Source organism: Streptomyces sp. NPDC006487 (genome assembly GCF_042870555.1).
Taxonomy (GTDB): Bacteria; Actinomycetota; Actinomycetes; order Streptomycetales; family Streptomycetaceae; genus Streptomyces.
Map to the genome: position 1 here is coordinate 294,901 of NZ_JBIAHN010000002.1, position 12,823 is coordinate 307,723.

General features: G+C 71.6%; 12 protein-coding genes. 4 read left to right on the plus strand and 8 right to left on the minus strand.

From position 1 onward, the window contains the following. The first annotated feature begins 238 nt into the window (after nt 1-238). Nucleotides 239-1,273: a hypothetical protein gene (locus ACFYM0_RS04160; protein WP_388496297.1), complete on the plus strand. Its 1,035-nt coding sequence runs from the start codon at nt 239-241 to the stop codon at nt 1,271-1,273. A 21-nt stretch (nt 1,274-1,294) separates the two neighbouring features. Continuing rightward, the gene (locus tag ACFYM0_RS04165) at nt 1,295-2,674 is read left to right on the plus strand and encodes an MFS transporter (RefSeq protein ID WP_388496299.1); all 1,380 of its coding nucleotides are present in this window, start codon (nt 1,295-1,297) and stop codon (nt 2,672-2,674) included. A 76-nt stretch (nt 2,675-2,750) separates the two neighbouring features. Here ACFYM0_RS04165 and ACFYM0_RS04170 read toward each other — a convergent pair whose 3' ends face one another. Continuing rightward, nucleotides 2,751-2,993 (minus strand): hypothetical protein, encoded by a 243-nt coding sequence (locus ACFYM0_RS04170; protein ID WP_388496300.1) that lies wholly within the window; start codon nt 2,991-2,993, stop codon nt 2,751-2,753. 256 nt (nt 2,994-3,249) lie between these two features. On the opposite strand from ACFYM0_RS04170, the gene ACFYM0_RS04175 reads away from it, so the two are divergent. Further along, nucleotides 3,250-4,290 (plus strand): vWA domain-containing protein, encoded by a 1,041-nt coding sequence (locus ACFYM0_RS04175; protein WP_388496302.1) that lies wholly within the window; start codon nt 3,250-3,252, stop codon nt 4,288-4,290. 174 nt (nt 4,291-4,464) lie between these two features. Here ACFYM0_RS04175 and ACFYM0_RS04180 read toward each other — a convergent pair whose 3' ends face one another. The 6 genes from ACFYM0_RS04180 to ACFYM0_RS04205 form a co-directional block, all read right to left on the minus strand. After that, nucleotides 4,465-4,857 (minus strand): YciI family protein, encoded by a 393-nt coding sequence (locus ACFYM0_RS04180; RefSeq protein ID WP_388496304.1) that lies wholly within the window; start codon nt 4,855-4,857, stop codon nt 4,465-4,467. 902 nt (nt 4,858-5,759) lie between these two features. Next, nucleotides 5,760-6,473: an alpha/beta fold hydrolase gene (locus tag ACFYM0_RS04185; RefSeq protein WP_388496305.1), complete on the minus strand. Its 714-nt coding sequence runs from the start codon at nt 6,471-6,473 to the stop codon at nt 5,760-5,762. Nucleotides 6,474-6,648: 175 nt separating this feature from the next. Beyond that, nucleotides 6,649-8,211 (minus strand): multicopper oxidase family protein, encoded by a 1,563-nt coding sequence (locus tag ACFYM0_RS04190; protein ID WP_388496307.1) that lies wholly within the window; start codon nt 8,209-8,211, stop codon nt 6,649-6,651. Nucleotides 8,212-8,292: 81 nt separating this feature from the next. Beyond that, nucleotides 8,293-8,631: a 2'-5' RNA ligase family protein gene (locus ACFYM0_RS04195; protein WP_388496308.1), complete on the minus strand. Its 339-nt coding sequence runs from the start codon at nt 8,629-8,631 to the stop codon at nt 8,293-8,295. 29 nt (nt 8,632-8,660) lie between these two features. Then, nucleotides 8,661-10,052 (minus strand): M1 family metallopeptidase, encoded by a 1,392-nt coding sequence (locus ACFYM0_RS04200; protein ID WP_388496309.1) that lies wholly within the window; start codon nt 10,050-10,052, stop codon nt 8,661-8,663. Nucleotides 10,053-10,218: 166 nt separating this feature from the next. Beyond that, nucleotides 10,219-11,118 (minus strand): LysR family transcriptional regulator, encoded by a 900-nt coding sequence (locus ACFYM0_RS04205; RefSeq protein ID WP_388496311.1) that lies wholly within the window; start codon nt 11,116-11,118, stop codon nt 10,219-10,221. Nucleotides 11,119-11,176: 58 nt separating this feature from the next. Between ACFYM0_RS04205 and ACFYM0_RS04210 the strand changes: the two genes are divergently transcribed. Then, entirely contained in the window at nt 11,177-11,992 is an 816-nt protein-coding gene (locus ACFYM0_RS04210; protein WP_388496313.1) for an NAD(P)-dependent oxidoreductase, read from the plus strand. A 31-nt stretch (nt 11,993-12,023) separates the two neighbouring features. Here ACFYM0_RS04210 and ACFYM0_RS04215 read toward each other — a convergent pair whose 3' ends face one another. Beyond that, the gene (locus ACFYM0_RS04215) at nt 12,024-12,680 is read right to left on the minus strand and encodes a lysophospholipid acyltransferase family protein (RefSeq protein ID WP_388496315.1); all 657 of its coding nucleotides are present in this window, start codon (nt 12,678-12,680) and stop codon (nt 12,024-12,026) included. Nucleotides 12,681-12,823 lie beyond the last annotated feature (143 nt).

A 12,823-nucleotide genomic window follows, 5' to 3' on the forward strand; every position in this document is an offset into this window, starting at 1 on the left:
CGGGCCACAACGGGCCACCGGGAGCACTCGCGGGGCGCCAGGAGCGCGACACGTGCCGGCCGAGCCACCCGGCGACCGCCCCCGGGCACCGCACCCGGGATTTCCGCGGGCGGCAGAGCAGCGGGACCGGAACGTGCCTACGCTGGAAGAGATCGCGGGAACGGGAAAGCAGCCACGCCGGGCCGCGAACGCCGCGGGCAGCGGGCGCCGGCTCGGATCCTCCGCACGAGGTGAGGCCATGACGACGAAACAGGGAGCCGTACTTCCCCGAAGGCGTCGGACCCCCGTGGTGGCCGTTGTCTCCGCCGTCGCCGCCACGTTCCTGATGTCCGGGTACACGGGTTCCGGTCAGGGAGTTTCCCTCTCGGCGGCCGCCCGGGTCGCCGCCGGCCCGCAGGACGGTACCTGCCGGACCGCTCCGCCGGACAGCTTCTGGCACGCTCCCGTGGACACGCTTCCCGTGCACCCGAGCTCCGACCGGTACGTCTCTTCGATCGGTGCCACGGAGCCCCTGCACCCCGACTTCGGGGCGGGGCTCATCGAGGGGGAGCCCTTCGGCATTCCCATCACCGTCTCGGACACGACGGTGCCGGAATCGAAGGTCTCGCTGGACATCGCCGAGGAAAGCGACGCCTCCGGGTACCGCATCCCGCAGAACGCCCGCATCGAGAACGGCCCGGCGAGCTCCGGGGACCGCCACGTGGTCGTCTGGGACCGCGCCCTGTGCAAGTCCTACGAGCTCTGGAACGCGACGCAGCAGGGCGACAACGCCTGGCGGGCCGGCTCGGGCGCGGTCTTCGACCTGCGGAGCCACGAGCTGCGGCCCGCCGGCTGGACATCGGCGGATGCCGCCGGCCTGGCCATCCTGCCCGGGCTGGTGCGCTACGACGAGGCCGCGGGCGGGCTGGTCGACCACGCGATCCGGATGACCGTGCCCCGTACGGATCAGAGCTACATCTGGCCGGCAAGGCATCAGGCGGGCGCCGCGGCGGACGCATCCCTGCCTCCCATGGGGCTGCGGCTGCGGCTCAAGAGCTCCGTGGACACCTCGGCCCTGGGCCCTCAGGCCCTGGCCGTCGCCGAGGCGCTGAAGAAGTACGGGGCCATCGTCGCCGACAACGGGTCGGCCTGGTACCTCACCGGTGAGGAGAACCCTGGTTGGGACAATGCGCAGCTCAACGCGCTCAAGGGCTTCAAGGGTTCGGACTTCGAGGCCGTCGACGCCTCCGGGCTCCAGCAGTCGCCGGACTCCGGCGCCGTAGCGCCCCGCTGACCGCCGGGAGGAACGCCCCTGATGCGCTCAGAGACTTCCACCGCGGCGCGGAAGGGGGCCTTCATCGCGGTCGCCGTCGCCCTGTTCTGCATCCAGCTCGACTTCTTCGCACTCAACCTCGCCGTTCCGGGGATCGCCGCGGAGCTCGGCGTCACGGTGTCCGCCGCACAGTGGACCCTGTCCGCTTACATGCTCGCCATCGGCTGCTTCTTCATCGTCGGCGGCCGTGTGGGGGACGTCTTCGGCCGGCGGGGCACACTGCTGGCCGGAACCGCCCTGTTCACCGCCGGGACGGTGGGGTGCGCGCTGGCTCCCGGCCTCGGTGCGCTGGTCGCGGCCCGGATCGCCCAGGGCGTGGGCGCGGCGTTCGTCTTCCCGGTGGCCGTGTCGGTGATCACCAATACCTTTCCCGAGGAGTCCCGCGCCAAGGCCCTGGGCGCCGTTTTCGGCGTCGCCAACATCGGGACCGCGATCGGGCCCTTCGTGGGAGGAGGGTTCACCGAGGGACCGGGCTGGCGCTGGATCTTCTGGCTGATGGCGCCCCTGAGCCTGCTCTCGCTGCTCACCGCGCTCGCGTACGTCCCGGACTCGCGCGATGCGTCTGCGCCGCGCGAGCTCGATCTGCTCGGATGCGCCCTGATCGTCGGGGCGCTGGCCGCCCTCACCCTGACCGTGGAGCGCGCGGACGCCTGGGGGTGGAGCAGTGCTCGCGTCGTGCTCGGCTTCGCGGTGGCGGTGGTGAGCGGCGGGCTGTTCCTGGTGCGGGAGCGGCGGGCCCGGCACCCGCTGATCGATCTGGGGCTGTTCCGCGACATCCCGTACGTCCTGGTCACCGGCATGGGCACGGTCACGAACATGGCCTACGGGGTCACCGTCTTCCTCGCCACCCTCTACCTGCAGGGCGTACGGGGGCTCTCACCGCTGCTGGCCGGCACGGTCTTCCTGGCCCCTGCGCTGCTGGTGGCCCTCAGCGGGCCGCTCGGAGCGCGGCTGGGCCGGCATCTGCGGCCGACCACGGTGATGGCGCTGGCCGGAATCGGCGCGGGCACGGGGATGTACGCGCTGACCCAGGTCAGCGCCTGGTGGCTGTACGTACCGGTGTTCGCGTGGTGCGGCCTGGGCCTCGGGCTGGGCTGGACCTACGCGAGCGTGGCGACCCAGCAGCTCGTCCCTCCGGCCAGGGCCGGGGAGGCTTCGGGGGTACTGCTGACGTTCCTGGTCACCGGCGGTGCGATCGCGCTGGCCTCGACGGCCGCGGGGATTTCCGCGATGACGCCGCAGCGGTCGCCCGAGGAGGCCTACGACGCGATCCTGCGGCTGGGCGGTGTGGCCGTCCTCGCCACGGCGGTGCTCGTCCTGGCCGTACGGCGAGGGCTCGCGGCGCGGGGCGGGGCCCGCTGAACCCGGAGACACCGCGGGGGCGGCGGACGTCGCCGTCCGACCGCCCCCGCGCGCCGGCCGAGGCCGGGCGTTCCTCCTAGGCGCCGAGGTGGGCACCCTTGACCCACTCCGCCTCGCCTTCCTTCGCGCAGGAGGAGGTGTAGGCGGGGCCGAAGGGCGCCGGGACGGCGGCCGCGGTCGAGCAGTTGGACGAGAAGGCCTTGTGACCGCCCGAGAAGTAGTCGATGTCGACACCGTCGTTGGCCAGGGCCGCGCCGGCGCCGCCCAGCAGGATGCCGGCGGCGAGGACGGAAGCGGTGACGGCAGAGCGAATACGCATTGGTTCCCCTAAGGACTCAAGGATCTGGGGACGCTCCCTTGGGCGGGTGCGTCAGCCGATTCAACGCCCGGCGGAGCCGACAGGAACGACCGTTCACTCGAACGCCGCAGGCGTAACGTTTCGACACCCCACAAGACCCTCGCGGAGCCGAGTTCGCGCCTGGACGGGGACCCCGGGTCCGGCACCGGATCCAAGATCGATTGTCAGTGGTGGATGAGACGGTAGGAGCATCCAGTCGGAACGAGGGGGAGCTTCCATGTCCGGAAACCAGAACTACATCAACCACGTTGCTCTTGTGTTGGACGCCAGCTCGTCCATGTCGCACCTGAGCCGCAAGGTCGTCGAAGTCGCCGACCAGCAGATCGCCTACTTGGCCCGCCGGTCCGGCGAACTGGACCAGGAGACCCGTGTCACGGTGTACGTCTTCGCGGACAAGGTGGAGTGCGTCGTCTACGACAAGGACGTGCTGCGGATGCCGTCGTTGAAGCAGCTGTACCGGACCGGTGGCATGACGGCGCTGCTGGCGGCCTCGCTGAAGTCGCAGCGCGAGCTGGCTCAGACGGCCCAACTGTACGGCGACCACAGCTTCCTGACGTTCGTGCTGACCGACGGGCAGGAGAACGCGAGCCACCGTTCGCCGGACGCCCCTGCCCGGGATCCGCGTGAACTGGTGAAGGCCGTGGCCGAGATGATCGAGACGCAGGCGGACAACTGGACGCTGGCCGTCCTCGTGCCGGACCAGATGGGCAAGCGCGAGGCCATGCAGTGCGGCTTCCCGAAGGAGAACATCGCCATCTGGGACGCCACGAGCACACAGGGTCTGGAGGAGGCCGGGCAGGTCATCAAGGAGGCCACCGAGAAGTTCATGGTGGGCCGCGCCAAGGGCATCCGGGGATCTCGGGCGGTGTTCTCCACCGGTGGGGACGCGGTCAACAAGGACACCATCAAGGCGGCCGGTCTCGCTCCGGTGGATCCCTCCGCGTACCAGCTGCTCGCGGTGGCCCGTGACGCGGCGATCCGGGAGTGGGTCGTCGAGTCCGGGCACACGTACCGCACCGGTGGCGCGTTCTACCAGCTGAGCAAGCCGGAGAAGATCCAGGCGAAGAAGCAGATCGCGGTGCTGGAGAAGAAGACGGACCGGGTGTACACGGGACCCGAGGCCCGAGCCCTGCTCGGCCTGCCGGCCGTGGAGGCGCGGGTCAAGCCCGACCACAATGACGACTTCACGATCTTCGTGCAAAGCACCAGCGTCAACCGGAAGCTCGTACCGAACACCCGGCTGCTGCTCATGGCGTGACCGGCCACCTCGCCCCGCGGCGCCCGGCCCGAATGGCGGGCGCCGGTGGCCGAATGGCGGGGTGCGAGGGCCTCCGTGCTGCTGGTGGCCGCCATCCGCTGCACGGAGCCACCCGGGCTCACCGACCGCAGCACGCCCGGTCGGCGGCCCCAGATCGGGCTCGGTCTGCTCGGTTCAGGCCTGGGTCGGGTCTCCGGGGATCGGGTGGACTTCGACGGGGTCGCTGCCCGGCTTCCCTCCCGGGCCGGGGCAGGCGGACGCGCGTGCGGCGATCTCCAGGGCCCGGTCCTCGCTCTTGACGTCGACCAGCCAGTACCCGGCCAGGACGGTCCCTTCGTAGGCCGGCCCGTCGGTCACCTGCGGCCGCCCGTCGGTTCCGGCCCGTACCGTCTTGGCCAGCGAGGGACCACCGAGGCCCTGCCCGTCCAGCCATTCGCCGGCGGCGGTGATGTCCTCGTTCAGGGCTCCCATGTGGGCGAACATGGCCTTCATGTCGTCCTCGGAGTAGGAGGACATGATGGCGTCCCACTCGGCGGCGGGCACGTTCATCTGGATCATGTACTTCATGTTCCTCACCCTTTCGGGGTGGCTGCGGGGGTTTCGGTCCTTCACAGAGGTAGACAGCCAGTCGCCGTAAAACTCATCGGCGCTCCCAGCACCACATCACGAAATCCCGGTGATCGCCCCCAGGGCGGCTCGCGCGGGGTTGGGGGTTGCATCAGTGCTCGTCCGCCGGGTGAGAATGAAGCCCACGTGGCTTTGTGGTGCGTGAGGTGAGGAGCGGCATGCGGATACGGACTCGGGTACGAACGGCCTGCCTGATCGCCGGCTCCGTGCTTCTCCTGTCGGCCTGCACGGAACACGAGGGCGCCGTTTCGTCGGCCGGGCCGACCGTGACAAGCACGGCCGCGCCATCGACCGCCCTCGCCCTGGCCGACCCCCACCCGTTCGCCCCTACGGAAATCTGATCGCCCCACCCCGGTGCGACCGGGAAACTCGCCCCATGTCCCCGAGCCGCTCCTGGATCCAGCGCTCTACCTCTTTCAGGGGCCGTGCCGGGGTCGGTGGTCGTCCCTCGTGGTCCTCTTGTTTGAACGTCCATCGGAGTTCGGCCAGGCGGCCGGCATCGGCGGGCGGGCGGGGCGCACGGTGAAGTCTGTGGTCGGCCCAGACCTGGGGCGAAGTGGACTGGCTGGTCGCGATCGGACTCCTCTCGGACCTTTCGCACCCATCTCCGCAGGCGCGGCATCAAAGCCACGATCCCGGAACGTGTCGACCAACTCGCAGGCCGAGCCAGGCGCCGGTGGACGGCCCTGCCACTTCGACAAGGCCGTCCACCGGCGACGCAACGTCGTCGAACGCTGGTTCCACCGCCTCAAGCAATGGCGCGCCACCGCCACCCTGGCGCATGGCTGTGCCCAGCACACGTCAAGCGCGTCCGGAACCAGCCCGCAGGCACGGATGTGCTGTCAATCCACGGCGGCATTGAGGAGAATCCGCGCCAGCTCGCGCGGCTGGGAGAACATCGGCCAATGGCCTGTGTCCATCTTGACCAGCCGCCAGCGCTTGCTGTTCAGCAGCTCCGCCACATCTTCGTCGGGCTCGGCGTCCTCAGGCTCGGTCCCTGGCATCACGCACAGGATGTATGTCGCCGGAAGTTCACCGAGCGGCCCCGACAGCACAGCGGGCTCGGTCAGCGTGGCACCTGGGTGAGGCGTCGAGCCACGCACGAGGCGTGCGATCTGCTCATCGGTGAGACCCTCGCCGTCGTAATGAGCAGCTGGCGCGAGCGGCCAAAACCCTCCGCTCTCGGCGATCGATGCCTCCACTGCTACCCCGCCGTCCGGCCAGGCGGAGACAAACGACTTGCCGTCAGTTGGAACACTCGAGTCGACGAATACCACGCGGGCCAGTCGGTCACCGATCCGCTCCGCGGCCTGACCTACCGGGATGCCCGAGTAGCTGTGACCCACCAGGACTACGTCACGCAGACCCTGGCGTTCCACCTCTGCAACGATGTCCTGGACGTGAGTCGCTTGCCCCGCCGGTACACCCTGCTTGTCAGCGAGACCGGACAGCGTCAACGGATAGGCGCCGTGGCCGGCCGCGCGCAGATACGGCACCACCTCGCCCCACGCCCACGCCCCGAGCCGTGCACCTGCGACCAGCACGAAGTTCACCATGCCCGCACCGTAGCCGGGCAGCCTGACAATCCCCTAGGAAATACTTTCGATACACGCCCTGACCAGGTACGGCGAGGCCGTGAGCGCCTCGTGGGCCGGCCCGCACAGCGTCCCGCCGAAGCCATCGGCACGTCCCGCCCATCAGCCGCGTGAACAACGCCGCGGGTCAATACACCTAGTGCTGATGTGCGCCGGGGGTGGGCGGGAGCTTGGGGGTGGGTGCCGGTCCGCCCGGGTCCACCACCGTGAACTGGCCCATCATGCCCTCGTCCTCGTGGTAGAGGAGGTGGCAGTGGTACATGTACGGGGTGTCCGGATCTGCGGGTCCCTCGAAGCGCAGGGCTATGCGGACCGTCGCCCCGGACGGGACGAAGACGGTGTCCTTCGGCCCCCGCAACGGTATGGGCGGGGCTGCGCCGTTGATGTCGAGTACGCGGAACTGGACGTCGTGGACGTGGAAGTTGTGCGGCATTCCGTCGTTGTTGCGGAGGGTCCAGGTCTCGGCCGCGCCGCGGGTGACCGTCTCGTCCACCCGGGACATGTCCATCTTCCGGCCGTTGATGCCGGACATCCTGAGCTCGAAGAAACGGCTGCGCACCGAGTCCTCGCCGGTGGGGAGCGTTGAGGCCACCAGAGCCCGCGGCAGCTCGGCCGACGGCCGAAGGGTGGGGGCCCCGCGCAGCTGCATCACGTCGAAGGAGTCGTCTCCGCCCCCGAAGCGCTGGTTCCAGAAGTCCAGGCCGGCGTCCAGGGGATACGAGCGCAGGACCGTCCGCTCGCCGGGCCGTATGCGTACGACGACCTCCGCGCGCTCACCCGGCGACAGGCGCAGGCGGTCGGTGGTGTGGGGGGCTTCGAGGAGACCGCCGTCCGAGGCGATCTGCCGGAACGCGCGGCCGTCGTCGAAGCCGAAGGTGTAGACGCGGGCGGTGGAGGCGTTCAGCAGGCGCAGCCGGACCAGTTCGTCCTGGACGGTGACGTACGGATCCAGGGTGCCGTTGACCATCGTCCGGTCACCGAGGAAACCGACGTTGCGCATCAGCTTGTGATCGTGGTCGAACTTCGCGCCGTCGAAGGAGACGTCCTGCACGATGACGGGGATGTCGTCGACCCCGTACGTCTTGGGCAGGGGCAGGGCCGTCGACTGCGCGTCGTCCAGGAGGAACAGGCCGGCGAGGCCGCGCTGGACGTGCGACTCGGTCGCGCCGTGGGGGTGCGGGTGGTACCAGAGGGTCGAGGCCGGCTGTGACACCGTCCACTCCGGGGCCCAATTGCCGCCGGCCGGGACCATCTGGTGCGGGCCGCCGTCCATCGCGGCGGGCAGGTGCATGCCGTGCCAGTGGACGGTGGAGGCCTCCGGCAGGGCGTTGGCCACCTTCACCCGGACCTTTTCCCCCTTCGCGGCGCGGAGGGTGGGGCCGAGGTGGCTCCCGTTGAACCCCCAGGTGGGGGTCTTGGTCCCGGGGGTGAACTCGGTCTCCCCCGGCTGCATCCGCAGGTCGAAGACGCGCGTGCCGTCCGCGTCCACGGTGGAGGCGGCGAGGGGCGGCACCGCGAGGGCGTTGCGGAAGTCCACCGCACCGACGGTGGACACCTTGGCCCCGGTGTAGAGCCAGGTGAAGAGCATGCCCATGACCAGGGCGAAGCTCGCGACCAGCGACCCGACGATCAGCAGCGCCCGCTTCCAGGGCGACATCCGGCGCTTGCCGCCGGTCCCGTTCTTCCCGTTTCTCCACATGCGAACGACGCTACGGACGGCGCTCGCGCCGGACATCGGGGACCGACCCGGGACCGACCCCGACCGCGCCCCCGAGAGGGTTCAGGGGCGGTGTCGGGGTCGGTCTCCGAGTGCGAACGACGCCCGCGGCTGCCACCGCGTGCCGTCGTGGACCATGAGCCCGACCGACGACACGCGGGAGGTGAAGGGGAGCCTGCCGCCGAGGTCGGCCTCGATCTCCTCCAGGACTTCGCCTTCCTGGCCTTGGGCGATGGTCAGGTGCGGCACGGTCTCGGCGAACCGGCCGCCGTAGGGCGGAGTCTCGGGCCACCGGTCGGCAACCGCTTCCGTGAGCCGGATCAGTGGCGCCGCGCGTTCCGGGACGAGGTACAGGACCTCGGGAAGCCGTCCGCATTTCTCGAACCGCAGCCGGAAGATCACTTGGCGCCCGGGGTTCGTGCCGGACCCGGTCAGTTGATCCGGTGTTCCGCCCAGAAGGGGGTGAGGTCCCGGGGCGTCGCCGCCTGGGCCGCGCGCTTGAAGTCCGTGGTGGTGGAGACGCCCAGCCAGTGGTCGCGGACGTAGCCGCGCAGCATGGCCGTCATCGCCGTGGTGCCCAGAGCGCGTTCCAGGTCGTGCAGGGCGCAGGAGCCGCGTTGGTAGACGACTCGGACGTACTCCGAGCGGTGGCCGTCCGCGTAGTAGGCCATGGAACGGGTGAGGGCGGCCGTCTCGCTGGGCCAGGCGCCCTGGTCCTCCCAGCAGCCGGTGGTGTCCTCGCCGTAGTACGACTGGTTCGCGTACTGGGCGAAGGATTCGTCCAGCCAGGGGGACGCGAACTGGTCGTTGCCGACGATGCCGTAGAACCACTGGTGGGCGATCTCGTGGACGACGGCCGAACCCTCCGGCTCGGTCCAGAGCAGGACGAGGCCCGGGAACTCCATGCTGCCGAACTCGTCGAGGTTGTCGCTCATGACGAGGTCGAGCTCGCCGTAGGGGTAGCGCCCGAAGCGCTTCCCGAACTCGTCGACCGAGCCGACCGCGTCCTTCAGGTCGATGGCGACGCCCTCGGGGGAAGTCGCGGCGGTCCAGTACGCGTTCAGCCGTACTCCGCCCGGCGTGGTCACCGTCTTCGACAGAAAGGGTCCCGCCGCCCACGCGAAGTCCCTCACCCCGTGCGCGACGCTGGTGCTGACCGTGCGGCCGGGTGTGCCCGCGCGGCGGGTGGTGGTGCCCGTCGCGGGGACGACGAGCGCGCTGGGGTGGTCGAGGACCACGCGGAAGTCACCCGTCAGGGTGTGGAAGCTCTCGCCGAAGCCGACGTCCGGGTCGAGGTGCCGGCCTTGGGCGTCGCGTACGGACAGCAGGGGCAGCGCGTTGCCGAGGTAGCGGTGCGCGCCGTCCTTGCCGAAGCGGTGGACGCGGTCCGGGACGGTGATGTCCACGTCGAAGGAGATGCTCGTCCGCGCCCCGTACGGGAGCGGCGCGGGCAGGTCGATCCGCAGGGCGGTGCAGTCGACGGTGAGCGGCCGCGGGGTGCCCCCGGCGATCCGGCCCACCCGGACCGGGGACGGGGCCTCCCGGGTTCCGCAGCCGTCGGCGCCGTTGCCCCACAGCCTGACGTCGACCGAACGCAGGTCAGTGCGGGCGGAATTGCGGAAGGACACCGTCTGACGGCCGGTCCAGTGCGAGCCGTCGGTGTCGCCGCGCAACGACACCTCGTAGGAGGGACGGTCGGGCGTCGCCGCCGGCGCGGGGCCCGCGGGATCGGGAGGGGCTTGGGCCGTGGCCGTCCGGGGGACGCAGAGCAGGACGGAAGCGAGGGCGAGCAGCAGGGCCCGCCGGAACCTGAGCGAGATCATGGCAGGCACGCTAGAACGTCCGTACGCCCGGACGGGCGAGTTCCAGCGCACTTGCCACGTACTCCCCTGCCGAGGTCCGTCCGCACGGGCCGCGGAAGGCTGAGCGCGCACCAACATAACTGCGATGTAAGGCTGTTGACCCACCAGGGCGAAGGGGCCTGTCCGGTCAGGCGGTCAACTCGGCGGCCACTGAGCGCAGGAGCGCCAGGAAGGCGGTCGTCGCGGGTGAGGGGGCCGTGCCGCGCGGGGTCGCCGCGTACACCTCGCGGCGCGGGGAGTCCGCCGCCCGCAGCGGAACCAGGACGATGTCGGCGCGGGCCGAGGAGGCGGCCAGCTCGGGCACCAGGGTGACCCCCAAGCCGGCCGCCACGAAGCCCTGTTTGGCGATCCAGTCGGCGGCCAGGAAGCCCATCCGGGGCTGGAAGCCCCGGGCCGGGGCGCCGGCCATCAGGGTCTCCTCGGGGCGGCTGCTCGCGGCGATCCACTCCTCTCCGGCGAACTCGGCCAGCCGGGCGGAGCGCCGTCCGGCCAGCGCGTGGCCGCGGGGCACCGCCACGTACATCCGCTCGTCCAGCAGGTGGTGCAGTTCGCAGCCCTCCAGCGGTTGCCCGCAGGCCGTCCCGACCACGCCGAGGTCCAGCTCACCGGCGGCCAGCAGGGCCAGCTGCCGGGCGGATCCGCCCTCGGTCCGGGTCACGCGCACGGCGGGGTGCCGGGCCCGGAACGCGGCCAGGGTGCGGGGCAGCAGGGCGGCGTCGGCCGTGGAGAACGCTCCGATCCGCAGGCGGCCCCCGTCGAGGGCACGCAGCGCGTCCAGTTCGGCGCGGGCGGCGCGCAGTCGCGTGCCGATCGCCTCGGCGTGCGGCAGCAGGGCCCGGCCGGCCTCGGTGAGCCGCACCCCGCGCGGCAGCCGGTCGAACAGCGGGGTGCCCCACTCCTCTTCGAGGGTCTGCACCTGCCGGGACACCGCGGACTGGGTGTAGCCCAGGAGTTGGGCGGCGGCGGTGAAGGAACCGTGGCGGGCCACGCTGCGGAAGACCTCGTAGAGGTCATGCGGGATCGGCATGGGAGCCATGCTATTCATTCGCTTGTCGCATGGGTGGGGCGGGCCTAGCGTCGGGTTCATGAACACCACCGCGGACCACGCGCCGCACATCGCCTTCCTCGGCCTGGGCAGCATGGGCGCCCCGATGGCACGCCGACTGCTCTCCGCCGGTCACCGGCTGACGGTCTGGAACCGCTCCCCCGACAAGACCCGCGCGCTCACCGAGGCGGGCGCGGTCCCGGCCGCCACCCCCGCCGAGGCGGTCCGCGGGGCGGACCTCGTGATCACCATGCTCGCCGACCCGGCGGCCCTGCGCGCCGTGGCCGGGGAGCTGCTGCCCGCCCTGCGGCCGGGCACCCACTGGATCGACACCTCCACCGTCGGCCCGCGGGCCGTACGGGACGTGGCGGGGCGGCTGCCGTCGGGGGTGGTGCTGACCGACGCGCCGGTCATGGGCAGTGTGGACCGGGCCGCCTCCGGCGAGCTGTGGGTACTGGCCGGGGGCCCGCTGCCCGGTCCGGTCCGCCGGGTGCTGGACACCTTCGGCAAGGTGACCGAGTGCGGTCCGGCGGGTTCCGGCGCCGCGCTCAAACTGGTTCTGATCAACGCGGCCATCGGCGGGGTCGCGCTGGTCGCCGAAGCCCTGGAGCTCGGCTCCGCGTTGGGCCTGCCGGAGGAGCTGCTGCGCGCGGAGCTGGCCCGCGGGCCACTGGCCGGGGCGGTGGCCCGGGCCTACGCCGAGGGCTCCCACTTCCCCGTGTCGCTGGCGGCCAAGGACGTGGACCTGGCCCGCGGCCACGCCGAACTGCCGGTCCTGGACGCGGTGCACAGCACCCTGACGGCCCGCCCCGAACTCGCCGCCCGCGACCTGGCGGCCCTGCGCCCGGTCCGCTGACGGCCCTGTCGGAGCGGGGCTCCCGGGTGGCCTACGGCGCGCCGACTCCGGCGAGCCCGGACAGTGCGGTCCGCCAGGCCGAGGTGACCGCCCCGTGGGCCGCGGCCGTTGCCTCGGCCAGGCCGTCCGGCAGGAACAGGGGCGCGCCCACGTGGACATGGAGGCGCGGCCTGCGGACCGGGGCCGTGAGGACTCCGGCGAGCTGTTTGGCCGTCGTCCCGGAGCTGACACGGCGGGCGCCTGCCTGGCCTACGGGGCGGACGGGTGCTCCCGTGGCCAGGGCGAGGCGGGCCAGGCCGGTGCGGAAGGGCAGGGGCGCGGCTTCCCCGGAGTCGCGGCGGGCGGGGATCCTGCCTTCCCCGTACATCAGCACGCACCGCCCCGCCGCCAGCGCCTCGGCGGCGTCGGCGAGGGAACTCGCCGCGCGGGCCGTTCCCCGGTGGACCGGAACGTGTCCTTCGCGGGCGAGCGCGCCGCCGAGCACCGGGACCCGCCACAGGCCGGCCGTGGCCATGATCACCGGGTCGACGCCGAGTCGGCGCAGGGCGGCGACCACGATGACGGGGTCGGCCAGGCTGGTGTGGTTGGCGGCCAGGATGGTCCCGCCGACGAGGGGGCCCGACGTGTCCTCGGAGACGGTCATCCGCCCGAACACCGGGGCCAGGGCGGCGGCGACGTGGCTGATCATGGAATCGAACCTCCGGGGGTGTGCGGTCTTCGTACCCCCAGCGTGTCGGCCACCGCCCGGACGGGCATGAGTCGTCCTACTCAACCCGCCTGGGTACGGGGCCCACCCGGCCCCTCCGCTCCGCCGGCGAGCGGGAGCGGAGG